The sequence below is a fragment of the Paraburkholderia sp. 40 genome (assembly GCF_050434105.1).
Taxonomy (GTDB): Bacteria; Pseudomonadota; Gammaproteobacteria; order Burkholderiales; family Burkholderiaceae; genus Paraburkholderia; species Paraburkholderia tuberum.
The window spans coordinates 2,205,012-2,229,339 of record NZ_JBNPVY010000004.1; the positions used below are offsets into that span (position 1 = coordinate 2,205,012).

25 protein-coding genes are annotated in these 24,328 nt (G+C 64.5%); 13 read left to right on the top strand and 12 right to left on the bottom strand.

The window, feature by feature from the left end:
- A complete protein-coding gene (murJ, locus tag OKW28_RS31930) occupies positions 1-1,551 on the bottom strand; it encodes a murein biosynthesis integral membrane protein MurJ (RefSeq protein WP_429451455.1) in 1,551 nt (516 codons plus the stop codon).
- A gap of 507 nt (positions 1,552-2,058) precedes the next feature.
- On the opposite strand from murJ, the gene rpsT reads away from it, so the two are divergent.
- Entirely contained in the window at positions 2,059-2,337 is a 279-nt protein-coding gene (gene rpsT / locus OKW28_RS31935; RefSeq protein WP_027198671.1) for a 30S ribosomal protein S20, read from the top strand.
- Positions 2,338-2,494: 157 nt separating this feature from the next.
- Here rpsT and OKW28_RS31940 read toward each other — a convergent pair whose 3' ends face one another.
- Positions 2,495-2,842: a DUF3579 domain-containing protein gene (locus OKW28_RS31940; protein ID WP_008923011.1), complete on the bottom strand. Its 348-nt coding sequence runs from the start codon at positions 2,840-2,842 to the stop codon at positions 2,495-2,497.
- 504 nt (positions 2,843-3,346) lie between these two features.
- Between OKW28_RS31940 and argF the strand changes: the two genes are divergently transcribed.
- Positions 3,347-4,276, top strand: coding sequence for an ornithine carbamoyltransferase (gene argF, locus OKW28_RS31945; protein ID WP_018421631.1), 930 nt, complete (start codon positions 3,347-3,349; stop codon positions 4,274-4,276).
- Between the two features lie 135 nt (positions 4,277-4,411).
- Here the strand turns inward: argF and murB are convergent, their stop codons facing one another.
- Entirely contained in the window at positions 4,412-5,494 is a 1,083-nt protein-coding gene (gene murB / locus OKW28_RS31950; RefSeq protein ID WP_429451457.1) for a UDP-N-acetylmuramate dehydrogenase, read from the bottom strand.
- Between the two features lie 241 nt (positions 5,495-5,735).
- Between murB and OKW28_RS31955 the strand changes: the two genes are divergently transcribed.
- Positions 5,736-6,221 carry a YajQ family cyclic di-GMP-binding protein gene (locus tag OKW28_RS31955; RefSeq protein WP_018421633.1) on the top strand — a complete coding sequence of 162 codons (486 nt, stop codon included), beginning with the start codon at positions 5,736-5,738 and terminating at the stop codon, positions 6,219-6,221.
- 93 nt (positions 6,222-6,314) lie between these two features.
- Here OKW28_RS31955 and plsY read toward each other — a convergent pair whose 3' ends face one another.
- Positions 6,315-6,950 (bottom strand): glycerol-3-phosphate 1-O-acyltransferase PlsY, encoded by a 636-nt coding sequence (plsY, locus tag OKW28_RS31960; protein WP_429451459.1) that lies wholly within the window; start codon positions 6,948-6,950, stop codon positions 6,315-6,317.
- Between the two features lie 142 nt (positions 6,951-7,092).
- Positions 7,093-7,584 carry a Cys-tRNA(Pro) deacylase gene (gene ybaK, locus OKW28_RS31965; RefSeq protein WP_184051528.1) on the bottom strand — a complete coding sequence of 164 codons (492 nt, stop codon included), beginning with the start codon at positions 7,582-7,584 and terminating at the stop codon, positions 7,093-7,095.
- A 151-nt stretch (positions 7,585-7,735) separates the two neighbouring features.
- On the opposite strand from ybaK, the gene OKW28_RS31970 reads away from it, so the two are divergent.
- On the top strand, positions 7,736-9,298 hold the full coding sequence (locus OKW28_RS31970) for a class I adenylate-forming enzyme family protein (RefSeq protein WP_429451461.1): 1,563 nt from the start codon (positions 7,736-7,738) through the stop codon (positions 9,296-9,298).
- A gap of 33 nt (positions 9,299-9,331) precedes the next feature.
- On the opposite strand, the gene xerD is transcribed toward OKW28_RS31970, so the two are convergent.
- The 3 genes from xerD to queG form a co-directional block, all read right to left on the bottom strand.
- The gene (gene xerD, locus OKW28_RS31975; RefSeq protein ID WP_429451463.1) at positions 9,332-10,288 is read right to left on the bottom strand and encodes a site-specific tyrosine recombinase XerD; all 957 of its coding nucleotides are present in this window, start codon (positions 10,286-10,288) and stop codon (positions 9,332-9,334) included.
- Positions 10,285-10,755: a methylated-DNA--[protein]-cysteine S-methyltransferase gene (locus OKW28_RS31980; protein ID WP_090801634.1), complete on the bottom strand. Its 471-nt coding sequence runs from the start codon at positions 10,753-10,755 to the stop codon at positions 10,285-10,287. The genes xerD and OKW28_RS31980 overlap by 4 nt, the downstream gene beginning before the upstream one ends.
- 234 nt (positions 10,756-10,989) lie before the next feature.
- A complete protein-coding gene (gene queG / locus OKW28_RS31985) occupies positions 10,990-12,312 on the bottom strand; it encodes a tRNA epoxyqueuosine(34) reductase QueG (protein WP_429451464.1) in 1,323 nt (440 codons plus the stop codon).
- A 17-nt stretch (positions 12,313-12,329) separates the two neighbouring features.
- Between queG and tsaE the strand changes: the two genes are divergently transcribed.
- Positions 12,330-12,926 carry a tRNA (adenosine(37)-N6)-threonylcarbamoyltransferase complex ATPase subunit type 1 TsaE gene (gene tsaE, locus OKW28_RS31990; protein ID WP_429451466.1) on the top strand — a complete coding sequence of 199 codons (597 nt, stop codon included), beginning with the start codon at positions 12,330-12,332 and terminating at the stop codon, positions 12,924-12,926.
- A complete protein-coding gene (locus OKW28_RS31995) occupies positions 12,920-14,479 on the top strand; it encodes an N-acetylmuramoyl-L-alanine amidase (protein WP_429451468.1) in 1,560 nt (519 codons plus the stop codon). Before tsaE ends, OKW28_RS31995 begins: the two co-directional genes overlap by 7 nt.
- An 82-nt stretch (positions 14,480-14,561) precedes the next feature.
- Here the strand turns inward: OKW28_RS31995 and OKW28_RS32000 are convergent, their stop codons facing one another.
- The gene (locus OKW28_RS32000) at positions 14,562-15,443 is read right to left on the bottom strand and encodes an EamA family transporter (protein WP_429451470.1); all 882 of its coding nucleotides are present in this window, start codon (positions 15,441-15,443) and stop codon (positions 14,562-14,564) included.
- A gap of 167 nt (positions 15,444-15,610) precedes the next feature.
- Here OKW28_RS32000 and OKW28_RS32005 point away from each other — a divergent pair, with 167 nt between their 5' ends.
- Positions 15,611-16,486 (top strand): pirin family protein, encoded by an 876-nt coding sequence (locus OKW28_RS32005; protein WP_429451472.1) that lies wholly within the window; start codon positions 15,611-15,613, stop codon positions 16,484-16,486.
- Between the two features lie 89 nt (positions 16,487-16,575).
- Positions 16,576-17,424, top strand: coding sequence for a thioredoxin (trxA, locus tag OKW28_RS32010; RefSeq protein WP_429451474.1), 849 nt, complete (start codon positions 16,576-16,578; stop codon positions 17,422-17,424).
- A gap of 68 nt (positions 17,425-17,492) precedes the next feature.
- Here the strand turns inward: trxA and tcdA are convergent, their stop codons facing one another.
- A complete protein-coding gene (gene tcdA / locus OKW28_RS32015; protein ID WP_429451475.1) occupies positions 17,493-18,350 on the bottom strand; it encodes a tRNA cyclic N6-threonylcarbamoyladenosine(37) synthase TcdA in 858 nt (285 codons plus the stop codon).
- Between the two features lie 266 nt (positions 18,351-18,616).
- Here tcdA and pdxH point away from each other — a divergent pair, with 266 nt between their 5' ends.
- The 3 genes from pdxH (at position 18,617) to OKW28_RS32030 (ending at position 22,056) form a co-directional block, all read left to right on the top strand.
- Complete coding sequence (pdxH, locus tag OKW28_RS32020; protein WP_429451476.1) at positions 18,617-19,258, top strand: pyridoxamine 5'-phosphate oxidase; 642 nt, start codon at positions 18,617-18,619, stop codon at positions 19,256-19,258.
- Between the two features lie 149 nt (positions 19,259-19,407).
- Positions 19,408-20,622 carry a class I SAM-dependent methyltransferase gene (locus tag OKW28_RS32025; RefSeq protein ID WP_429451478.1) on the top strand — a complete coding sequence of 405 codons (1,215 nt, stop codon included), beginning with the start codon at positions 19,408-19,410 and terminating at the stop codon, positions 20,620-20,622.
- A 96-nt stretch (positions 20,623-20,718) separates the two neighbouring features.
- A complete protein-coding gene (locus OKW28_RS32030) occupies positions 20,719-22,056 on the top strand; it encodes a DUF72 domain-containing protein (protein WP_429451481.1) in 1,338 nt (445 codons plus the stop codon).
- Between the two features lie 63 nt (positions 22,057-22,119).
- On the opposite strand, the gene msrA is transcribed toward OKW28_RS32030, so the two are convergent.
- Positions 22,120-22,659: a peptide-methionine (S)-S-oxide reductase MsrA gene (gene msrA, locus OKW28_RS32035; RefSeq protein ID WP_429451482.1), complete on the bottom strand. Its 540-nt coding sequence runs from the start codon at positions 22,657-22,659 to the stop codon at positions 22,120-22,122.
- A 280-nt stretch (positions 22,660-22,939) separates the two neighbouring features.
- Between msrA and OKW28_RS32040 the strand changes: the two genes are divergently transcribed.
- Together OKW28_RS32040 and OKW28_RS32045 are read left to right on the top strand one after the other, a co-directional pair.
- A complete protein-coding gene (locus OKW28_RS32040; protein WP_429451484.1) occupies positions 22,940-23,107 on the top strand; it encodes a hypothetical protein in 168 nt (55 codons plus the stop codon).
- A 51-nt stretch (positions 23,108-23,158) separates the two neighbouring features.
- The gene (locus tag OKW28_RS32045; protein WP_090801653.1) at positions 23,159-23,668 is read left to right on the top strand and encodes a flavin reductase family protein; all 510 of its coding nucleotides are present in this window, start codon (positions 23,159-23,161) and stop codon (positions 23,666-23,668) included.
- 79 nt (positions 23,669-23,747) lie between these two features.
- On the opposite strand, the gene OKW28_RS32050 is transcribed toward OKW28_RS32045, so the two are convergent.
- On the bottom strand, positions 23,748-24,263 hold the full coding sequence (locus OKW28_RS32050; RefSeq protein WP_429451486.1) for an Lrp/AsnC family transcriptional regulator: 516 nt from the start codon (positions 24,261-24,263) through the stop codon (positions 23,748-23,750).
- Positions 24,264-24,328: the final 65 nt, after the last annotated feature.

Here is a 24,328-nt window from a genome sequence, read left to right on the forward strand (position 1 = left end):
TCACTTCACTCGCCTTCTGAAATACGCGTACTTGAAGCCCATCAGCCAAAGCATACCGAAATACAGCGCGGCGAACAGCACGAGACACGCACCGAGCAACACCATGCGGCTGACCGGCTGGGTATGCATGCCGATCCAGTCGAAGCTGATCGCGAGCCAGCGCATCACGCCGGCGAGCACGAGGCACGCTCCGAGCAACTGCACGAAAAACTTGAGCCAGCCGCTCGACGGCATATAAATGCCACGTTTGCGCAGACCAATGAATAGCAGCAACGCATTGACGCAAGCGCCGAGCCCGACGCTCAGCGTGAGACCCGCATGCGCGAACACCGGCACGAACACGTAGTTGCTCAGCTGCGTGACGACCAGCACGCCGATGCCGATCTTCACTGGCGTCTTGATGTCTTGCTTCGCGTAAAAGCCCGGCGCGAGGATCTTGATCAGGATGAGGCCGATCAGGCCGACTCCGTAGGCGGCGAGCGCGCGGCTCACCATCACGACCGCATTGCCGTCGAACTTGCCGTAGTTGAACAGCACCGCTGTCAGCGGCTGGGCGAAAAAGAACAGCGCGATCGCGCTCGGCGCGGCGAGCAGGAACGTGACGCGCAGTCCCCAGTCGAGCAGCGACGAATACTCATGCGAGTCGGCATCGACGTGCGCCTTCGACAGGCTCGGCAGCAGGATCGTGCCCAGCGCGACGCCGAGCAGCGCGGTCGGAAACTCCATCAACCGGTCGGCGTAGTTGATCCACGACACCGCGCCGGGGCCGATGTGCGACGCGATGTTGGTGTTGATGATCAGGCTGATCTGCGCGACCGACACCGCGAACATCGCCGGCACCATCTTCGCGAGCACCCGCTTTACGCCGCGATGCGCGAGCGCGCGCAGCGGGTTCAGGCCGATGAGCGGCACCATGTCGATCTTCTTGAGGCCCGGCAGCTGCACGACGAATTGCAGCACGCCGCCGACGATTACTGCCCAGGCGAGCGCATAGACCGGCGTTTGCAGGCGCGGCGCGAGGAATACGGCGGAGACGATGAACGCGACGTTCAACAGCACGGGCGCGAACGCGGGCAACGAAAAGTTCTTGTACGTATTCAGCACGCCCGACGCCAGCGACGTCAGCGAGATGAAAATGATGTATGGGAACATGATGCGCGTCATCGCGACCGCAAGCTGGTACGCGTGGCCCTCGTGCGCGAGGCCCGACGCCACGACGAACACGACGCCCGACGCGCCGACCACGCCGATCACTGACAGCACGGCGAGCGCCCACGCGAGCACGGTCGAAGTCGCGTCGACGAGCGCCTTGGTGGCGTCGTGGCCTTGCTGGTTCTTGAACTCCGCGAGGATCGGCACGAAGGCCTGCGAGAACGCGCCTTCGGCGGAAATGCGACGCAGCAGGTTCGGAATGCGAAAGGCGACGTAGAAAGCGTCGGTGTATTGACTGGCGCCGAACGCACGGGCGATCAGCGTTTCACGGGCCAGTCCGGTCACGCGCGACAGCAGCGTGAAGCCGCTGACCGTCAGCAGGGCTCGGAATAGATTCATGGGGCGCTTATTATACGGGTCCCGCCAATGCGGGCGACGAGCCAGAACGCGATTCGGACCGATTTGCCACGCGGACGTTCGCCGCGATCGGCTGGAAAGCGCGATTTTTTGTGTTTTCTGCGGTCTTCCCGGCAGCGCCCCCGCCTCCATCGGCGCCCTCGCAGGAGGGCCAGCACATACGCGCCGACATGACGCCGCTCCGGTCATTGTGGCGCCGGCGCGTGTTTTCCGTTGTCACGTGCCTGATTTTGTTGCTATAATCGTCGGTTTCGAAGCTTGCTCAGTTTTCGAATGGTCTTCGGACGCGGTTCTCAGGTTGGCGCAGCGCCGCCTGTCAATACATCCGGATGCCTTGAAACACGGGCCCGCCTTCGCGTAGTTCGATCGATTTTTTCGACACTTTTGCGCCCTTGGGCAATCGCTTCCAAGGGTTCGGATCGAGAAGCAGCACCTCGCCTCATCATTGAAGGCCGGGTACTGGAAACAGGAACAGGATAAGGAACCGTCATGGCTAACTCCGCACAAGCACGCAAGCGCGCCCGCCAGGCCGCGAAGGCAAACTCGCACAACTCGGCACTGCGCTCGAAGTTCCGCACGGCTATCAAGGCTGTCCGCAAGGCAATCGACGCAGGCGATCACGCTAAGGCCGCCGAAATCTTCAAGGCATCGTCGAAGACCATCGACATCATCGCCGACAAGAACATCGTTCACAAGAACAAGGCAGCTCGCAACAAGAGCCGCCTCGCTGCAGCCGTCAAGGGTCTGCAAGCGCCCGCAGCGCAGTAATTCCGGTCGGCCCGTTTCGGCGGGCTACCTCCTGTTTCCGCTGCACAAGAAGCCCGCTTTGGCGGGCTTTTTTGTTTTGGTTGAATTGCCAGTCACAAAAAAACCCGCTGCTTGCGGGTTTTTGTTTTTTTGCTTTTGCCGATCCGGTCGACTTACATCAGATGACGTGCCGTTTGGCTTGCGGCGCAGGCGCATGCTCGAGTTCCAGCTCACACGCCTCGGTGACCAGCAGGTCGTTGTCTTTCGCGAAGTTCATAACGAAATCGAAGGCCATTGGTTCGATGTCGCGCAGCCGCGAATCGAGAATCACGCATTTGAGGTCGCCGATCATGGTCGGCCGCACGTACAGCGAGTACTGCATATAGGCGTTCGGCCCCTTCCTCACGCCGGGCCCGAACGACGACATGACGCCCGCGAGCCGCTCCGACCAGTCGCTCGGCCGAAATTTTTTTCCGGTCGACGTAATGCCCTGAATGAAATATTCGATTGGAGCTGCTTCGGCCATGTAGAAATACCTGTGTGACTGCCCAGCGGAATGACGACCAACCGGCGACGCCAGTTGTACGCTCGAACTCACCGCAAGCGGCATGTACGGCAAGCGCTTGCAGCCACCTGCGACGTGCGTGGGATCTGGCGCTAACGCAACAATGACGAACCGCACCACGAGAACCGCTGCGGCGAACCGGCTGAACCGCTCTGGCGTCTGTCATGACGGCCACGCCGTGACAGGCTTTCCGCGCCGCGCGAGCCGCGTTTCTTCATGCGAAACGTCGGCCTGCTGGGCTTTGGGATAACCCGTAGATTATAGCGCAGCGGGCCTTTTTCCGCAGCGCACACAAGCGCCTTCCTATGCCCCCCGAAGCCCGATACGACGCTTTCGAATCGCTTGCGGCGCCTTCCCGCCGACTCGTCAAACGAGGCGAAATCCTTTATGCTGCATGGAGTTACCACCAGACCGACGGCGGCGCAGTCCGGCAACCCTGCCGGGTGAGACCGCCGTATTTGTTTCATGACCGCCAAGAAAATTCGCCACTACCTGCAGTTCAAGGACTTCTCGCTGGAAGACTACGAGTACGTGCTGGAGCGCGCGCGCATCCTGAAACGCAAATTCAAGAACTACGAGACCTATCACCCGCTGCATGACCGCACGCTGGCGATGATCTTCGAAAAGAATTCGACACGCACGCGCCTGTCATTCGAAGCCGGCATCTTCCAGCTGGGCGGCCACGCCGTGTTCATGAGCACGCGCGACACGCAGCTCGGCCGCGGCGAGCCGATCGAAGACGCCGCGCAGGTCATCTCGCGCATGGTCGACATCATCATGATCCGCACGTTCGGCCAGGACATCATCCAGCGCTTCGCCGAGAATTCGCGCGTGCCGGTGATTAACGGGCTCACGAACGAATACCACCCGTGTCAGGTGCTCGCAGACATCTTCACGTACTTTGAGCATCGCGGTCCAATTCGCGACAAGACGGTCGCGTGGGTCGGCGACGCGAATAACATGCTGTACACGTGGATCGAAGCCGCGCAGATTCTCGGGTTCAGGCTGCGCCTGTCCACGCCGCCCGGCTACAAGCTCGACCGCGCGCTCGTCGCGGCGGAAAGCGCGTCGTTCTACGAGGAATTCGACGACCCGAACGAAGCCTGCACGGGCGCCGATCTCGTCACCACCGACGTGTGGACCAGCATGGGCTTCGAGGCCGAGAACGAAGCGCGCAAGAAGGCCTTCGCAGACTGGTGCGTCGACGCCGACATGATGGCGCGCGCGAATCCCGACGCGCTCTTCATGCACTGCCTGCCCGCGCATCGCGGCGAAGAAGTCAGCGCGGAAGTGATCGACGGACCGCAGAGCGTCGTGTGGGATGAGGCGGAAAACCGTCTGCACGTGCAGAAGGCGTTGATGGAATACCTGCTGCTCGGCAAGCTCAATCACTGAGCGAGCCGCTGGTCCATACACCCGCCGGAACCGCGGGCACAAAAAAGGCGCCGGGAGGAAACTCCCGGCGCCTTTTGCATTCGTCGGCGGCGACGCTCCGCGGGGCAACTCAGCGCGAAAAGAGAGAACTGCCGCTCACAGGCAAACTGGCTCCGCCTCCAGTTCCACGCCGAATCGCTCGAACACGTCGTGCTGGATCGCCCGTGCCAGCGCCAACACTTCCGTGCCGCTCGCGCCACCGCGATTCACCAGCACCAGCGCCTGTCGCTCATGCACGGCCGCCGCGCCCATCGCGCGGCCCTTCCAGCCGCATCGGTCGATCAGCCAGCCAGCCGCCAGCTTCACCCGCCCATCCGCTTGCACATACGACACGACTTCCGGCTCGCGACGCTTCAGCGCCTCGAACTGGGCGGCATCGATTACCGGATTCTTGAAGAAGCTCCCCGCGTTGCCCAGTTCGAGCGGATCGGGCAGCTTCGCACGCCGCACGGCGACGACCGCATCGAAAATGGCTTGCGCGGTCGGCTGCGTGGCCGCACCCTCGGCTTGGCCAGCGCTCGCCGCATGACCGCGCGCCGCCAGCTCGCGCGCGAGATCCGCGTAGCCCGCGCGCGGCTGCCACGCCTTCGGCAAACGGAACGTCACCGACGCAATCACGAAGCGCTCGCGCCCTTCCCGCTTGAAAAGGCTGTCGCGATAGCCGAACCGGCACGCATCGCCGTCGAGTTCGACGGCCTCGCCGGTCGCGAGCTCGATCGCCCGCAGCGACGCGAAGCGTTCGCAAATTTCGAGCCCGTACGCGCCGATGTTCTGGATTGGCGCCGCGCCGACCGTGCCAGGTATCAGCGCGAGATTCTCGAGGCCGGGCATGCCCTGCGCCAACGTCCACGCGACGAACTCGTGCCACGGCTCGCCGCCAGCCGCCTCGACATACCACGCATCCTGATCCTCGCGCACCACGCGGCGCCCGCGCAGCGCCACCAGCAGCACGAGCCCGGCGAAGTCGCCGGTCAGCATGACGTTGCTGCCACCGCCCAGCACGAGGCGCGGCAGGCCCTCGACGCGCGGATCGCGCACCGCGGCGAGCAACTGTTCCTCACGCTCGATCAGGCACGCGAACTGCGCGCGCACGTCGAAGCCGAACGTGTTGTGGGCCTTCAGCGGATAGCCGGCCATGAGGGACGCGACGGCGGGAGCGGCAAGAGCGGATTGGGACATCGGAATGGCAACAGGGCAACGACGGGAAGCAACAGGAAACGACAAAAACCAACAATGACGCGCCTGACGACACGAGCGGCGCCGCCCGACGCGGGATCGCCCGCCGTCGCGACGCCGCGCGGCGGCCTTGGGCAAAAGAGAGCGGCGTCGGTAAAATGACGTCCGGTCCGTGATTATAGCGAGTGCCTCGCGCTCAGCCGACCGGCTGTGTCGCGCACTGCCGCACTATTGGGAGAAAGCAATGCCATCGTTTGACGTCGTCTGCGAAGCGAACATGATCGAAGTCAAGAACGCGATCGAGCAGTCCAACAAGGAAATTTCGACGCGTTTCGACTTCAAGGGGTCCGACGCGCGCGTGGAACACAAGGAAAACGAAATCACCGCGTACGCCGACGACGACTTCAAGCTCGGCCAGGTGAAGGACGTGCTGCTGTCGAAAATGGCCAAGCGCAACGTCGACGTGCGCTTCCTCGACTACGGCAAGATCGAGAAGATCGGCGGCGACAAGGTCAAGCAGGTCATCAAGATCAAGAAGGGCGTCTCGGGCGATCTGTCGAAGAAAATCGTGCGTCTGGTGAAGGACAGCAAGATCAAGGTGCAGGCGAGCATTCAGGGCGATGCGGTGCGCATCACCGGTGCGAAGCGCGATGATCTGCAAAGCGTGATCGCGATGCTGCGCAAGGACGTGACCGACACGCCGCTCGACTTCAACAACTTCCGCGACTAAGCGGCACGACGCGCCAGGCTTGCAACGAGCCTCACGCGGACCCGGAAGCGCTTCGCATCGGGCCATCTGGCCGGGCGAAGCGCTCAGCCCACTTCAAAGATCGTTGCCCGCCGCCGGACTGGCTGCCTTCTTTTTGTCGCCGATACGGCTCTCCTGCCCCCGCATCAGCTTCGCAATATTGCCGCGATGCCGCCACACGAGCAGCAGGCTCATCACCAGAACCGCGAGCGCGACGATGCGCGGCCCGAACAGAAACACGTAGAACAGCGGCGCGAACAGCGCCGAGCACAGCGCCGCGAGCGACGAGTAGCGCGTAAAGAACGCGACGATCAGCCAGGTTAGCAAGGTCGCGACGCCGAGCGTCGGGTTGATCGCGAGCAGCACGCCCGCGGCGGTCGCGACGCCTTTGCCGCCCTTGAAGCGGAAGAAAATCGGATACAGGTGACCGAAAAACACCGCAAGCGACGCAATCGCGATCGCGCGCTCGTCGAGCCCGTAACGCGCGCCGAAATGCACGACCAGCCATACCGGCAGCCAGCCCTTGAAGGCGTCGCCGATCAGCGTCAGAATCGCGGCCTTCTTGCTGCCGCTGCGCAGCACGTTGGTGGCGCCCGGGTTGCCCGAGCCGTACGAGCGCGGGTCGTCGAGACCCATCGCGGCGCTCACGATCACGGCAAACGACAACGAACCGATCAGATAGGCAACGACAGCGACGATCAGGTTTTGCATCTGGGACTCTTATAAGGATCGCGGTCTGACATTCGATACCCCAACCGCAACAGGGCATGCCCGTCGAATCAGGGCGGCGCACATTTTACCGAATGCGTCCGCGCGAAAAACATTCAGGCAAACGTCAACCCGCTCATCGGCGTCAGTCCACGCTCGCGCATTGCACCGGCTTTGCCGCGAGCAGATCGGTGAGCACCTTCGGCTCGATGCTGACGAGAAAGCCGCGCCGCCCGCCGTTCAACCAGATTTTGTCCATCTCGAGAATGGTCGACTCGACATACACCGGCATCTGCTTGCGCGTGCCGAACGGCGACGTGCCGCCGATCAGATAACCCGAATGCCGGTTCGCGACCTCGGGCTTGCACGGCTCGACGCGCTTCGCGCCGATCTGCCGCGCGAGGTTTTTGGTGCTGACGGTGCGATCGCCGTGCATCAGCACGATCAACGGCTTCGCGTGCTCGTCTTCCATCACCAGCGTCTTCACGACGTGATGCTCGTCGACGCCGAGCTGGCACGACGATTCCGCGGTGCCGCCATGCTCGACGTAGTCGTAAGGATGCTCGCCGAACGCGACGCCGTGGCGGCGCAGCAGCTGCGTGGCGGGTGTTTCCGACACATGTCTGGATTTGCTCATCGGCGCATTGTAATGGCGAGTTTGCACAACGGCTATTTGCCGGATGGCCAATTGTGCGGGCTCGACACTTGTGGCACGATCGTTCGAAAATATGCCGGCGTGGTGCGAGATACTGCGCGCAGGGCTACGAATCGGTAAAGAGGAGACAGTGTTGAAGCAGGCTTCATCCATCCGTTCCACGATCGATATCCCCGCGCTGCTCGCCGCCCTGCCCGCGCGCATCGGCGACATTCCGGCGCTCGCCGCCGCACGCGATCCGCGGCATGTCGCGCTGATCGAAGATGCGCGCCGCCTGACCAACGCGCAACTGCGCGAGGCCGTCCATGCGGCCGCCGCGCTGCTGCGCGACTGGGGCGTGCGCGGCGGCGATCGCGTGATGATCGTCGCGGAGAACAGCATCGCGCAAATCGTGCTGCTGTTCGCGACCGCGAAGCTCGATGCGTGGGCGCTAGTGTCGAACGCCCGATTGTCGGCCGCCGAACTCGATCCGATCCGCGCGCATGCGCAACCGCGCGTCGTCGCGTATGCGCTCGAAGGCTCGCCCGACGCACGCCAGCATGCTGAGCGGCATCGAGCGACGCACGCACCCACGCTGTCGGCGGACATCGGCGCATGGTCGTATGTGGTGGACAGCACCGTGCAAGCCGAAGCCGTCGAAGCCGCCAGCGACCGCCAATGCGCGGCGCTGATCTACACGACCGGCACCACCGGCACGCCGAAAGGCGTGATGCTGTCGCATCGCAATCTGCTGTACATCGCGGCCGTGTCGAGCCGGCTGCGCCAGGTCGGGCCCGACGACGTCGTCTATGCGGTGCTGCCGATCTCGCATGTGTACGGCTTCGCGTCGGTGTGCCTCGGCAGCCTGCATGCGGGCGCGACGTTGCGGCTTGCGCCGCGCTTCGTGCCGGAAGCGGTGCGCCTCGCCCTCGCCACCGAGCACGTCTCGATCTTCCAGGGCGTGCCGGCGATGCACGCGAAGCTGCTCGAACATCTGCACACGCACGGCCACGCATGGTCCGCGCCGCGACTGCGCTTCGCTTACTCGGGCGGCTCGCCGCTCGACGCCGCGCTGACGGCGCAGGCCGAAGCGGTGTACGGTCTGCCGCTGCACAACGGCTACGGCATGACCGAAAGCAGCCCGACCGTGTCGCAGACGATGGTCGACGCGCCGCGCGTCGATTGCTCGGTCGGCGAGGTCATTCCGGGCGTTGAGGTGAAGTTCGTCGGGCTCGACGGCGCCGAAGCTGCGCGGGGCGAGATCGGCGAGCTATGGGTGCGCGGGCCGAACGTGATGCTCGGCTATTACCGCAACCCCGAGCAGACCCGCGCGATCGTCACCGAGGATGGCTGGCTGAAGACCGGCGACCTCGCGCGGCAGGCCGCGGACGGCGCGTTGCATATCGTCGGGCGCAGCAAGGAGCTGATCATCCGCTCGGGCTTCAACGTGTATCCGGCCGAGGTCGAGCACGTGCTGAACGCGCATCCGCAGGTCGTGCAGTCGGCGGTGATCGGACGCGCGGTCGAGGGCAACGAGGAGGTGATCGCGTTCGTCGAGCTGGTTTCCGGCGCGACGGTCACGCCCGCGGAGTTGATCGCGTGGTGCGGCGAGCGGCTCGCGCCGTATAAGCGGCCAGCCGAACTGAAGGTGCTCGCGGCGCTGCCGGCCGCATCGACCGGCAAGATTCTCAAGCACCGGTTACGCCAGTTCGTGTGAAGCGCGCGGGCACCCGCGCGCTTCACGTCATGCTCACCCGCGCGGATGATGCTGCGCATGCAGCGATTTCAGCCGCTCTCGCGCGACGTGCGTGTAGATCTGCGTCGTCGAAATATCGGTGTGACCGAGCAGCAATTGCACGACGCGCAGATCCGCGCCGTGATTGAGCAGATGGGTCGCGAACGCGTGCCGCAGCGTGTGCGGCGACAACGGCGCATGGACGCCCGCAGCCTGCGCGTGTCGCTTGATGATGTTCCAGAACTGCTGGCGCGTCATGCCTTCCGCGCGTGTCGTCACGAATAGCGCATCGGCCGCGCGCGGGCCGAGGAGCGCCGGGCGCGCCTCGCGCAGATAGCGCTCGATCCACGCGTGCGCCTCTTCGCCGAACGGAACCAGCCGCTCCTTCGAGCCCTTGCCAGTGACGCGCACGACGCCTTCGTTGAGTCCCACCTCGACGGTTTTCAGTGTGACCAGTTCGGTCACGCGCAAGCCGCTCGCGTACATCAACTCGAGCATCGTGCGATCGCGCAAGCCGAGCGGCGTGTCGATGTCGGGTGCGCCGAGCAACGCTTCGACCTGGACCTCGCTCAACGTCGAAGGAAATCGCGGCGGCTGCTTCGCCGAGCGGATGCGCAAGGTCGGATCGGCGGCCGCGCGATGCTCGCGCACCGCCCATGCGTAATAGCGGCGAAACACCGACAGCCGGCGGTTCGCCGAAGTCGCCTTGTCCTTTTGCCGCGCCGCGCTGTAGGCGTTCAGGTCGGCTTCGCTCGCGGTGTCGAGCGAAGCGCTGCGCGCGTGCGCGAGCCATTCGCAGAAGAGCCGCAAGTCGCGGCGATACGCGTCGAGCGTGTTGCGCGACAGGCCATGTTCGAGCCACAGCGCGTCGCAGAAGGCGTCGATCGATGCGGAGCTGGTCAGCAGCAGCGGTGATGCGGCGGCTGTGTCTTCGACGTGTACAGCGGTATCGGTGGTGGTGCTCGTGCTCATACGTACGGCACACCTTCATGCGCGAGCAACCAGCGCTTCACGTTGCGGAAGAAACCGTCGCCGCCATCGTGCGCGAAGCCGCCGATGCCGCTCGAACTCACCACGCGGTGACACGGAATCACGATCGGAAAGAAATTGGCGCCGCACGCCTGGCCGACCGCGCGCGGCACGCTGCCGAGCTGCTTCGCGAGTTGTCCGTAAGTCAGCACGACGCCGGGCGGGATGTCGCTGATCGCCTGCCACACGCGCCGCTGGAACGCGGTGCCGCACTCGGCGAGCGGCAGCTCGAATTTCGCTGACGCGTGCTCGAAATAACGCTCGATCTGTTCGGCCACCTCGCGTGCGAGCGGCGTGTCGGGCGCGACGTTGGGCGTCGAGTCGGGCAGATAGACGATCTCGCGCACGGCTTCGCCTTCGAGCCGGATGCCGATCTTGCCGAACGGCGCATCGATCACTGCGTTGAACATGATTGCCTGCTCCTCTAGGGTTTGTTTACATATGGAACGCACGTGCGAATGCCCGCTATCGGGCGCAGGGCAAGGAGTAAGGAGCGCTGCGTGGCCGCGCCACGTGAGCGACGCACGACGCCGCCATGCGGCCGATAGCGGGCATTCCCCTGGAATGAAATTCAGAACTGGGGTGCGTTCCATATGTAAACAGACCCTAGCGTGCCAGATTGCCGACACCGAATTGCTACGACTTTACGCCGCTTCGAGCGCCCATTCCACATGCTCGCGCACGACCGCCGACGGATCGTCGGCTCGCTGCCTCAAAGCCAGCACGATCGCGCCACGGGCATCGAGGTCGAGACTTCCTGGCGCGGCGCGCAACGCGTTACCCATGCCGACCGCGAGATTGCGCAGCCAGCTCTCGTAGCCGATGCGGCGAATCGCGCTGCCCAGCATGCGCGTATCGAACTCCTCAGCGCTCCACGCGAACAGTTCGACCAGCGACGCGCGATCGAGCCCGTGCCGCACGTCGAAATCGGCGACCGGTGCGGCCTGCGCGAACTTGTTCCAGGGACACACGAGCTGGCAATCGTCACAGCCGTACACCCGATTGCCGATCAACGGCCGCAGGTCGAGCGGAATACTGCCCTTCAGCTCGATCGTCAGATACGAGATGCAACGCCGCGCGTCGACCTTGTACGGCGCGACGATCGCACCGGTCGGACAGGCGCCGATGCAGCGCGCGCAGCTGCCGCAATGCGAGCCGGGCGTTTCGGGCGCGGCCTCGGGTGAGGTTTCGGCGTCGGTCGGCAGCGGCACGTCGACATAGATCTCGCCGAGGAAAAACAGCGAGCCGGCCTCGCGCTGCAGCAGCAATGTGTGCTTGCCGCGCCAGCCGATGCCGGCCTTCTGGGCGAGCTCGACTTCGAGCACCGGCGCCGAATCGGTGAACACGCGATAGCCGAACGGCCCGATCACCGCTTCGATCCGGTCGGCCAGGTGTTGCAGGCGCTGGCGCATCACCTTGTGATAGTCGCGGCCGCGCGCGTAAATCGACACGACCGCCGTCGACGGGTCCGCGAGCCGCGCGTGCTCGGCCGCGCGCCAGTCGCGCGCGCGGGGTGTCGCGCGTGAGGCGGGTTGCGTTACGTCTTGCGGCATGCTTTCAGGCGCGCTTTCATGTCCCCCTTCATGTCCCCCTTCATGCGCCCCTTCAGCCGCCTCTGCTCCCAGCGTCTGCGCAGGCAAATAGGCGATGCGCGCGGTGATCACGCGTCGCGTGCCGGCCACAAGCTCGGCCGGCCGCGCGCGTTTCGTGCCGTGTTTGGCCATATAATCCATCTCGCCGTGGCAACCCGCTTCGAGCCACGCTGCAAGCGGCGCTTCGGCGGCCGACAGATCGGTATCGCTAATGCCGATCGCCCCGAAACCGAGTTCACGGCCCCACGTCTTGATGTCGAGCGCGAGCGCACGAAGCGCCGCCTCGTCGAAACGGGACGTTGCGCCAGAAGCTCGCGCGGCATCATCGGCCGATGCGGGCGTGCAGGAAACAGGGGACTTCGGACTTCGGTTCATCACGCCATTTTACGAGAATGCCTGTCAATCCCGATCACGCGCCCCTACCGTCCGCTCCCGTGCTGCTCGAACGCTCTTTCGCGCTCGCGGACGAAGCCGCCACGCAGGCGTTCGGCGCGCGCTTCGCACGGGCGATCGAAAGCGTGCGCGCGGCCTCGCATCAAGCACAGCCAGCCCAGCCTGGCGCTGTAAGCAGCCTCGCGTTCCACGGCCTGCAAGTCCAACTGGTCGGCGACCTCGGCGCCGGCAAAACCACGCTCGTGCGCGCGACCTTGCGCGGCCTCGGCCACACCGGCCGCGTGCGCAGTCCGACCTACACGCTCGTCGAACCGTATGAGCTCGAGCGGCCCGCCGGGGAACTCGCGCTCTATCACTTCGATCTGTACAGATTCACCGATCCGGCCGAATGGGCCGACGCGGGCTTTCGCGAATATTTCGACACCGGCGCGGTCTGCCTCGTCGAATGGCCGCAACGCGCGGGACCGCTGCTCGGCGTGCCGGATCTCGTTTTTTCGCTCGGGCTCGTCGGCAACACAGACGCAAACGCGGACGCACGCGTACTCGTCGCACGCGCTTATAGCGAATCAGGAAAGGCATGTCTCGAAGGATGTTAATCAAACCGTTCCATTCGATCGAATCGGCGGCGGGCGCAACGCATAACTGGCGGCGCCGGCAGATCCTGCGCGCGGGTGCGTCGACGCTGGTGCTCGGCCTCGTCGCCCCGCGTCTCGCGTTTGCGAGCTCGGTGCTCGGCGTGCGCGTGTGGCCCGCGCGCGACTACACGCGCGTGACGATCGAATCCGATCAGCCGCTGCAGAACACGCAGCAACTGCTCCAGGGACCGGACCGGCTCGTCGTCGATCTGAACGGCCTCGACCTCGATCAGGCGCTGAAGGAGCTGGTCTCGAAGATCACACCAAACGATCCGCAGATTTCGTCGGTGCGGGTCGGGCAGTATCAGCCGCACGTGGTGCGCATGGTGTTCGACCTGAAGGGCTCGGTGAAGCCGCAGGTGTTCGCGCTGCCGCCGGTCGGCGCGTACAAGTACCGGCTCGTGTTCGACCTGTATCCGGCTGTCGCGCCCGATCCGTTGATGGACCTGCTCGCGCAGACCGAGCGCAAGCAGCAGGCGCTCAACGAAGAAAACAGCGCGCCGCCCGCGACGCTTGCCGGCCCCGGCACGGCGCCGCCGGTCGACAACAGCGAAGCGTTCTTCGAGCACTACGCGCAGAACGGTGGCGCGGGCAATGGCGCCGCGGGCGTACCGCATCCGCCCACGCATGGCACGACGGCGCCGGCCGCGCCCTCCGCGCCGCCTGCCGCACTGGCGCGCAACAAGGGTGGCAACGCCAACAGCAACAGCACCGCACGCGGTCTCGACAGCAACAACGACAACCTCGGCGATAGCGGCGACACCTACGCATTCACCACACCGAAGTCGAGCCGCAGCAACACCGTGCGACTGCTCACCGTCGCAATCGATCCGGGTCATGGCGGCGAAGACCCGGGCGCGATCGGCGGCGCAGGCACCTACGAGAAGCACGTCGCGCTCGACATCGCGAAGAAGCTGCGCGCGAAGATCGACGCGCAGCCGAACATGCGCGCGATGATGACGCGCGACGCCGACTTCTTCGTGCCGCTGAACGTGCGCGTGCAGAAAGCGCGCCGCGTCGGCGCGGACCTGTTCGTGTCGATCCACGCGGACGCGTTCACGACGCCCGAGGCGAAGGGCTCGTCGGTGTTCGCGCTGTCGGAGCACGGCGCGTCGAGCGCGGCCGCGCGCTGGATGGCGAACAAGGAGAACTCGTCGGATCTGATCGGCGGCATCAACATCAAGTCCGACGACGCCACCGTGAACCGCGCACTGTTCGACATGTCGACCACCGCGCAGATTCGCGACTCGATGCGCTACGGGAACTTCGTGCTCAAAGAGATCGGCGACATCAACAAGCTGCACAAGGGCTCGGTCGAGCAGGCCGGCTTCGCGGTGCTGAAGGCGCCGGACATTCCGTCGATCCTCGTCGAGACCGCGTTCATCAGCAATCCGGACGAAGAGCGCCGCCTGAACGACGACGCGTATCGCGAAAGGATGGCCAGCGCGATCCTGACCGGCATCAAGCGCTATTTCGCGGCGAATCCGCCGCTCGCAAAGAGCCGCATGACGTGATGTCGGCACACACGAGCCAATCACAAAACGGCCCTCCGGCCGTTTTGTTATTCACGCTCGCAACCCGTGGCGCAACGGTTGCTCAGCGTGCCGGTATCAAGCGCTGCACGACCCAGCCGCCGAACACGTTGACCGCGAGCCCCGCCATCACGAGCAACGCGCCCGCCACCTGCATCGCAGACAGTTGCTCGCCGAGCAGCAGCGACGCCGACGCGAGTCCGACGATTGGCACCAGCAGCGAGAACGGCGCGACCTGGCTCGCCGGATAGTGCGACAGCAGACGGCTCCACAAGCCATAGCCGAGCAGCGTCGCGATAAACGCCAGATAGACGATCGCGAAGATCGACAGCGCGCTGATACCAGTCAACGCGGCGGCGATCTCGCGCGGCCCTTCGAACACGAACGACGCCGCGAAAAACGGCAGGGGCGGAATCAGGCTCCCCCACACGACGAGTCCGACCAGATCGACCTTGCCGACCTTCTTCGTAACGATGTTGCCGAGTGCCCACATGCACGCGGCGCACAGCGTCAGCAGGAAACCAGCGACGGACAGCGTGTGGCCGCCTTGCAGGCCGATCACCGCGAGCCCCGCCGCGGCGATCAGCAGACCCGCGACGTTCGGCAAACGGAAGCGCTCGTGCAGAAACAGCGACGCGAAGATCAGCGTGAAAAACGCCTGCGCCTGAAGCACCAGCGATGCAAGCCCCGCCGGCATGCCGACGTACATCGCCGAGAACAGGAACGCGAATTGCCCGAACGAGATCGTCGCGCCGTAGGCGAACAGCCACCGCCACGGCATCTGCGGCCGCTTGACGAAAAACACCGCCGGCACTGCAGCGAGTGTAAAGCGCAGCGCGCCGAGCAGCATCGGCGGCACGCCATGCAGGCCGACCTTGATCACGACGAAATTGACGCCCCACGCAAGCACGACGATCAGCGCGAGCAGCAAGTCCCTGGGCGACATCCGGGTCTCCAATGAAACGGTGCAATCTGGCAGTGTAACGGAGGCCGCAAATTCGCTTCGTTGCGCCCGCTCGTGGCGAGCGTGCGCCGTTGCCGTCGGGAGCGCGCGACGCGCAGTAGAATCGATCATTCCAGCCTTCTCCTTCCACTTTCCCGTCGAGCCTGCCCATGACTTCCTCGATCAAAGCCGTCCTCAAACCGCACTTACGCGACATCGGCAATCTGACCGTGCGGCGCGTGCTGCCTGCAATGGCGGCGCGCCTCGTCGGCCCGTTCATTTTCTTCGACCACATGGGCCCCGCGACCCTCGAACCCGGCAGCGGCCTCGACGTGCGCCCGCATCCGCATATCGGCCTCGCGACCGTCACCTATCTGTTCGACGGCGCGATCATGCATCGCGACAGCCTCGGCTCCGAGCAGAAGATCGTCCCCGGCGACGTCAACTGGATGACGGCCGGGCGCGGCATCGTCCATTCGGAGCGAACGCCGCCGGAAGACCGCGCGCGCGGCCAGACGGTTCACGGCATCCAGACCTGGGTCGCGCTGCCGCTCGCCGATGAAGACGCCGAGCCGTCGTTCGCGCATCATGCGGCGGCGACCTTGCCGGTCGTCGAGCGCAACGGCGTGACGCTGCGCGTGATCGCGGGCACCGCGTTCGGCGCGGTGTCGCCGGTCGCGACGTTTTCGGGCACGCTGTACGTCGCCGCCGACTTCACGCCGGGCAGCGCGTTCGCGCTCGAACCGGAGCACGAGGAGCGCGGTGTATATCTGGTGGAAGGCGATCTGGAAATCGACGGCACGCCGCTCGAAGCGGCCGAGATGGCCGTGCTCGCGCTCGACGAAACCGTCACGCTCGCGAGCACGCACGGCGCGCGCGTGATGCTGCTCGGCGGCGAGAAGCTCGACGGCGAGCGCTTCATCGAATGGAATTTCGTCGCGAGCTCGCGCGAGAAGATCGAAGCCGCGAAGCTCGCGTGGACCAATCAGGAAATGGGCCATGTGCCCGGCGAAACCGAATGGATTCCGCTGCCGCAGCGCAAGTGACGGCGCCGGGCCCGCGCGCCAGGGTGGGCATTGAATTCGTGCCATTCGGCCCCAGCTAACCATAAACCGTTTCTATCGACGAGGATGCAATGGACACCTCTCTGGCCACTTTCGAACAGGACGTCATCAAGGCGTCGATGCTGGCCCCCGTGCTGGTCGATTTCTGGGCGCCGTGGTGCGGCCCCTGCAAGAGTCTCGGCCCGATGCTCGAAAAGCTCGAAGCCGAAGCCGCCGGCAAATGGAAGCTCGTGAAGGTCAACGTGGACGAGAACCACGAGCTGGCCGCGCACTTCCAGGTGCGCAGCATTCCGCACGTGATCGCGTTCGCCGACGGCCAGGCCGTCGATCAGTTCGTCGGCGTGCTGACGGAAGGACAACTGCGCGAGTTCCTCGACCGGCTCGTGCCGCAAGGGGCGCCGGCCGCGCGCATCGAAGCGCAGACCGCGCTCGCCGAAGGCCGCCGCGACGACGCCTACGACCTGCTGCAAGCGGCGCTCGCGTACGACCCGGGCTTCGACGACGCGCGTATGGACCGCATCGAGTTACTGCTCGAAGACAACCGCATCGATGAGGCCCGCAACGAAGTCGATCTGCTGTCGCCGAAAACCACGCAAGGCATCGACGCGCGTTTCAACGCGATCAAGACGCGGCTCGACGCGGTGGACGCCGCCGCGGACCTGCTGCCCACCGATGCGCTCGAAGCGCGCGTCGCCGGCAATCCCGACGATCTCGAAGCACGCTTCGATCTTGCGAATGCGTTTATCGCGCGACGCAAATACGCGCAGGCACTCGAACATCTGCTCGCGATCGTGCAACGCGACCGCGCGTTCCGCGACGATATCGGCCGCAAGACGATGTTGTCGGTGTTCGATCTGGCCGCGCATCAGCCGGAGCTGGTGTCGCAGTGGCGGCGCAGGCTGAGCGCGTCGTTGTATTGATCGATTGTGATGTTTTGCCCGATGGCAGCCTGGGTCAGCGCGGTTGAAACCGCCGCCCGGGCTCCCACCTAAACCGTCGCCTTCTTCGCCAGCTCCCGCAACACGTACGCCGCGGCCGCAAAACCAAAGCTCGCGGTCACGCACACGCTGGAGCCAAACCCCGCGCAGTTCAAGCCGACCGGCCCCGTATGCCCCGGCGACGTGCTCACGTGCTCGGCTTCTTCATCGATATCGCAGACGGCCGCTTCCGGATAGATCAGCGGCTCGTCGGAATACACGGCGTTCACCTTGAACTTCGCCTTCGGCCCGCGCGGAAAGCCATGCTGCTTGCGCAACTGCCCGCGCACCTTCGACAGCAGCGGGTCCTGGATCGTCAGCGCGAGATCGTCGATGCGGATCCGAGTCGGGTCGAGCTGACCGCCCGCGCCGCCGACCGTGATCAGCGGCTGCTTGCGCTCGACGCACCATGCGATCAGCGCGGTCTTCGTGCGCACGCTGTCGATCGCGTCGATCACATAGTCGAAGCCGTCGCCGAGCGTGGCCGCGAAATTGTCCGGCTCGACGAAGTCCTCGATCAGCCGCACCTCGCAGTACGGATTGATTGCCGCGATGCGTTCGGCCATCGCTTCGACCTTCGGTTTTCCGTAGTTGCCGTCGAGCGCGTGAATCTGCCGGTTCGTGTTGCTTTCTGCGACGTTGTCGAGATCGATCAGCGTCAGCGTGCCGAGCGCGCTGCGCGCAAGCGCCTCCGCGACCCACGACCCCACCCCGCCGATGCCGATCACCGCGACGTGTGCACCCTCGAATGCGGCGAGCGCGGGCGCGCCATACAGACGGGCGATGCCGCCGAAACGGCGCGCGCGGTCGGCGGTTTCGTTCGCGTCGAGGCTGGTAGTAAGATCGGATTGCGCGGCGGTGCTGGACATGATGGCAGGGCTCGAAAACACAGGCGGAACAAAGCAGGCGGCGGCGCTTTGGCAAATCGCCTTGGCAAATTGCTTTGGCAAATGGGGCGCGCAGCCCGTATTTTGCCTGAACACGTGAAAACAGCCGCGCAGAACCACGAGCAGCGACGCAATGTTGCAGGCTTGCGCTGGCGCAACATGCGCCGCGCCATATGTTGCTCCGCTCGCGCGCAAAACCCTGACGCCTTAGCTATACTTGGCCCACACTGTAGCGTTCGCATAAGAACATGATCTCACTCGCCGAGCTTCGAAAAAACTACTCGCTGGACTCACTGGACGTTGCCGACGTCAACCACGATCCGTTCCGTCAATTCGACACGTGGTTCCAGCAGGCCATCGACGCCAAGCTGCCCGAGCCGAATGCAATGACGCTGGCCACGGTCGACGCGCGCGGCCGGCCTTCGGCACGCATCGTGCTCATCAAGGGCGTCGACGAGCGCGGTTTCGTATTCTTCACCAACTATGAAAGCCGCAAGGGCCGCGAACTGAGCGTGAACCCCTACGCGAGCCTGCTGTTTCACTGGATCGAACTCGAACGCCAGGTGCGCATCGAGGGCCGCGTCGTCAAAACGAGCGAAGCAGACAGTGACGCGTATTTCGCGTCTCGTCCGCTCGGCTCGCGGATCGGCGCATGGGCATCGAATCAGAGTCAGGTGATTGAAAGCCGTTCGCAACTCGAAGTACGCGAACGCGAAATCAGCCTGCAATACGGCGAAAATCCTCCGCGTCCGCCGCACTGGGGTGGCTACCGTCTGGTGCCCGACGCGATCGAATTCTGGCAGGGGCGGCCGTCTCGGCTGCACGATCGTCTGCTTTACACGCGCGCGGAAGAAAGCGCCAACTGGCTGATCGCACGCCTGTCGCCCTGACCGGTCGATGACCGGACGAATGAGGCCGGCGGCGGCGCCAACGTAGCGGCGCGCGTCGGCGGGATTGCGTTGCGCGGCCCGCGGAATGCGCCGCGCCATGTCGCGGTCCACATAGCTTTGCTTTAAATCAACGAACACGGAGAGATCACATGTTCTGGGAGAAAAAGCTGGCGCAGTGGGTTGAAGATGTCAAAACCACAGCTAACCTGCCCGCACGCCTCGTGCTGTGGGACGGTCAGCAACACGACTTCGGGCAGTTCGCCGCGCCCCGGGTCACGCTACACGTGAAGAGCGCAACCGCGCTGCCCTATCTGCTCGAACCGAGCCTCGACAATCTTGGCGAAGCCTATGTCAAAGGCAAGATCGACATCGAGGGCAAGCTGTCGGACATCATCAATATCGGCTATCAGCTCGCGCGCAGCACCGTGACGAGCGCCGGCAAGCTCGCGCGCGTGCGGCGCTACTTCAATCACTCGAAGACGTCGGATAAGAAAGCGATCCAGTATCACTACGACGTGTCGAACGAGTTCTACAAGTTGTGGCTCGACGAGAACATGGTCTACTCGTGCGCGTACTTCGAGACCGGCACCGAAGACCTCGCGACCGCGCAGCTGAAGAAAATCGATCACATTCTGACCAAAATCCAGCTGCAGCCCGGGCAGCGTCTGCTCGACATCGGCTGCGGCTGGGGCGCGCTCGTGCTGCGCGCCGCGCAGAAGTTCGGCGCGAAGTGCGTCGGCGTCACGCTGTCGCAGAACCAGTTCGATCTCGCCACCGCGCGCGTGAAAGCGGCGGGCCTCGAAAACCAGATCGAAATCCGCCTGCAGGACTATCGCGACATCAAGGGGCAGTTCGACCGCATCACGAGCGTCGGCATGTTCGAGCACGTCGGCCGCAAGAACCTGCCCGGCTATTTCCAGAAAATTCACGATCTGCTCGCCGACGACGGCATCGCGATGAACCACGGCATCACGTCGAGCGACGCCGATAGCGGCGAAACCGCGCTCGGCGGCGGTGAGTTCATCGACCGCTTCGTGTTCCCGGACGGCGAGCTGCCGCACATCAGCCTCGCGCTCGAAGCGATGCAGCGCGGCGGGCTCGAAGCGGTTGACGTCGAAAGCCTGCGCCGTCACTATGCGCACACGCTCGACATCTGGGCGGAAAATTTCGAAGCCCACGCAGACCAGGCGCGCAAGCTCGTCGACGACGAAAAATTCCGCATCTGGCGCGTGTATCTGGCCGGCTGCGCGTATGCGTTCGAAAACGACGACGTGTCGATTTTCCAGGTGGTGTGCCGCAAAGCCGGCCGCAGCGCGAAAACCCTGCCGTGGTCGCGCCGCTACATGTACGAAAAACCGCTGTGACCCGGCTGTGACCCGGTTTGTGACCGGTTGCGCCGCGGCGGCGTGCATGAAGCGCGCGCCGCGGCGCAATTCTGATGAACAGCAGGCCGGACATTGATGGACCAGAGCAGGACGAGTGACGTTGAAGAGCCGTTGAACGGCAAGGACGGCAGCGCGGACGATGCGGCGCATCAGGCCACGCAGCAGTTCGATCTGTTCGGGATGCCGGTGGAGGCCGCGGCAGAAGCGCCGGCCATGTCCGCACGTGAAGCCGATTCGGCCGCAAGCGCTGCCGCGCAGCCAGAGCACAAGCGCACGCCGAAGACCGCAAAATCCAACGCCGCCGCGTCGCTGTTCGAAGCCGACGCCCCGCCCGACAGCCCCGCTCCTGAACCAGACTCCGCCCCGGCTTCCGCCGATGCCCCGAAAAAGCGCCGCAGCCGCGACGTGCTCGCTGCACCGCCGTCGCCGGAGCTGCTCGCACTCGCGGCGCAATTGCCGCCGCAGATCCACCTCGGCACGTCGACATGGTCGTTCCCGGGTTGGACAGGCATCGTCTACGGCGATGACTACAGCAACAGCAAACTGTCGCGCGAGGGCTTGAGTGCGTACGGCGCACATCCGCTGCTGAAGACGGTCAGCATCGACCGCTCGTTCTACCAGGCGTTGACGGTCACCGAATACCTGCGCTACGCGCAGCAGGTGCCCGAGCACTTCCGCTTCATCGTCAAGGCGCCGATGACGATCACCGACGCCACCGTGCGCGCCGAGCGCGGCGAGCCGGTGTCGCTGAACCCGTGCTTTCTGAACGCGCAGATGGCGATCGACGATTTCGTCACGCCCTGCCTCGAAGGCCTCGGCGCAAAGGCCGGCGCGCTGGTGTTCCAGTTCTCGCCGCTGCCGGATCAGATGCTCGCGCAGCCGGCGGTAATCATCGAACGACTGGGAGAGTTTTTCGACGCGCTGCCCGGGCTGCCCGACGGCAGTAGCTACGCGGTCGAGATTCGCGACGCGAGCCTGCTCACGCCGCGCTTCATCCGCATGCTGAAGACGGCTGGCGTGCGCTACTGCGTCGGCATTCACGCACGGATGCCCGATCCGCTGCGCCAGGCCGCGGCGCTCGCGCTGCTCGATGGCGAGCCGGCCGGTCCGCTGATCGTGCGCTGGAGCCTGCACGGCGGTTTCAAGTACGAACAGGCGAAGGCGAAGTACGAGCCGTTCAACCGGCTCGTCGACGAAGATCCGGCGACGCGCGCGTCGCTCGCCGAACTGGCCGCGCGCTACGCGCTCGCTGGTCAGCCGGTCGTGATCGCGGTCAACAACAAGGCGGAGGGATCGGCGCCGCTCAGCTGCGTGAAACTGGCCGAAGAAATCGTCGAAGCCTGCGTGCGTGTCACGCAGGGACGCGGCGATAACGGCGACGAGGTGCCATCGCAAGCACAGGAACCGCAGTGACGAACAGCGGCGGGCGGTCTTGCGCATCCGCCCGTTGCCGACTCCAATCCCCGCGCTGCGCCGTTAACCCGCTTTGATCCGATGCGCGAACTTCTGGCGGAATTTCGCGACTTTCGGCGCTACCACGAACGAGCAGTAGCCCTGATTCGGATGCTGCGCGAAATAGTTCTGGTGATAAGCCTCGGCGGGCCAGTAGTTGTCGCCAAGCGGCATCACCTCGGTCACGAGCTTGCCGTCGTAGATGCGCTGTTCGCCGATCTCGCGAATCGCCTGCAGCGCGGTTTCGCGCTGCGCGTCGGAATGCGTGAAGATCACCGAGCGATATTGCGTGCCGACGTCGTTGCCCTGCCGGTTCAGCTGGGTCGGATCGTGGATCGCGAAAAAGATGTCGAGAATCTCGCGATAGCTGATCTTAGCCGGATCGAAGTCGACCTTGACCACTTCCGCGTGACCGGTGTCGCCGTCGCAGACCTGCTCGTAGCTCGGATGGCGCGTGTGACCGCCCGCATAACCCGACTCCACCGCATTGACGCCCTCGACGCCCAGATACACCGCTTCGAGGCACCAGAAACATCCACCGCCGAGCGTTGCTGTCTCGTTCATAAGCTTCACCCCAGGATCAGATTCACACAATGAACGGCAGCCGGCCTGCGTAGCGCCGCCGTATCTGCCACCGCATCCGAATATATGGCCGAAAACGCGTTCTGAAAGGCGCAGTCAGGCACGAGTCAGGCACCCGTCGCGCAATGACCGCAAATCCGGCCGTGCAGATATCGAGTATAGAAACGCCGGCACGCGACGGGTGAATAACCGTGCCTCAAACACGCAAGCGCCGCGCCCGCGCCTCGATCCAGCACGATCGGCAAATTTTCGGGTGCAGCCCGTGGAGGAGATCGCCGATCCAGCCGCCCGGCTGCCACGCACCGCACGCATCGTGGTGCGGCACGCGCGGCGATTGCAGTTAAAATTGGCGGAAATCAACGATTTTCACCATGACTTTCGAAACATCCGCTTCCCGCCGCACGGGTATACGCGTCAATTCGCGCCTTGATTCGCGCCGTAGTCGGTCTTTCACACGGCGCGCGACGGGGGCCTCGCCCCGATGAAGCGCGCGAGCCCACCCAACTTCGACCCGTCCGCGTTCAAACAGGCGCTCAGCCAGTTCGCGACCGGCGTCACCGTGATTACGACGCGCGCCGCGTCCGGCCAACTGATCGGCATCACGGCCAGTTCGTTCAACTCGGTGTCGCTCTCTCCACCGCTCGTGCTGTGGAGTCTCGCGACGCGCTCCGCATCGATGCCGGTGTTCCGCGCCAACAGTCACTACGTGATCAATGTGTTGGCCTCGACGCAGCTCGATCTGTGCAAGCGCTTCGCGACCGTGAAGGGCGACCGCTTCGAGGGCGTGTCGCACGCGGCGGGCGACAGCGGCATGCCGGTGCTCGACGGCGCACTCGCGTGGTTCGAATGCCATAACCGCAGCCGCTACGAGGAAGGCGACCACGTGATTTTCGTCGGCGAAGTGGAGCGCTGCGGTGTGCATGAAAATGCCGCGGACATGCTGCCGCTCGTGTTCCAGAGCGCGCAGTTCCACGGCCTGAAGCCGCTTTGAGCGGCGCGGCGCTTCCCTGGCGTCCGTAGCGCCTGTCGGTTGGACGCGTCGAAAACGGCACGCCCCGCCCTCATCATCCTCAACGGTCGCTATGCGTGGCTCCGTGCCCGCTGGTCTTCTTCACGAGCGACACCGGCACGCCCGAATCTTCCTTCAGCGTTTCGAGCACGATGTTCGAGCGGATGTCCATCACCCCCGGCGCCTTGTACAGGCGATTGAGCACGAAGTCCGAATAGTGTTTGAGGTTGTGCGCGAGCACGCGCAGCAGATAGTGGGTTTCGCCGGTCACGACGAAAGCGCCGACCACTTCTGGCCAGTCGCGCAGCGCGTCGGCAAAGCGCTCGTGCCAGTTCTGCTGGTCGTTGCGCATCGATACCTGCACGAACGCTTCCAGCTCGAACCCCAAAACTTCGCGGTTCAGGCACGCTCGGTAGTGTTCGATGACGCCCTGCTCTTCCAGCAGACGCAGGCGTCGCAGACAGGCCGATGGCGAGAGCGAGATGCGCTCCGCCAGGTCGAGATTGCTGATCCGTCCTTCCTGCTGAAGCACCGTCAAGATACGGCAATCGGTGGCGTCGAGCGAGATCGCGTTCATATTCGGTCTCCCTTTCCGGTTTGAATCAAATTATGTTCCAAGACACGGCTGGTAAGGAGATTTTT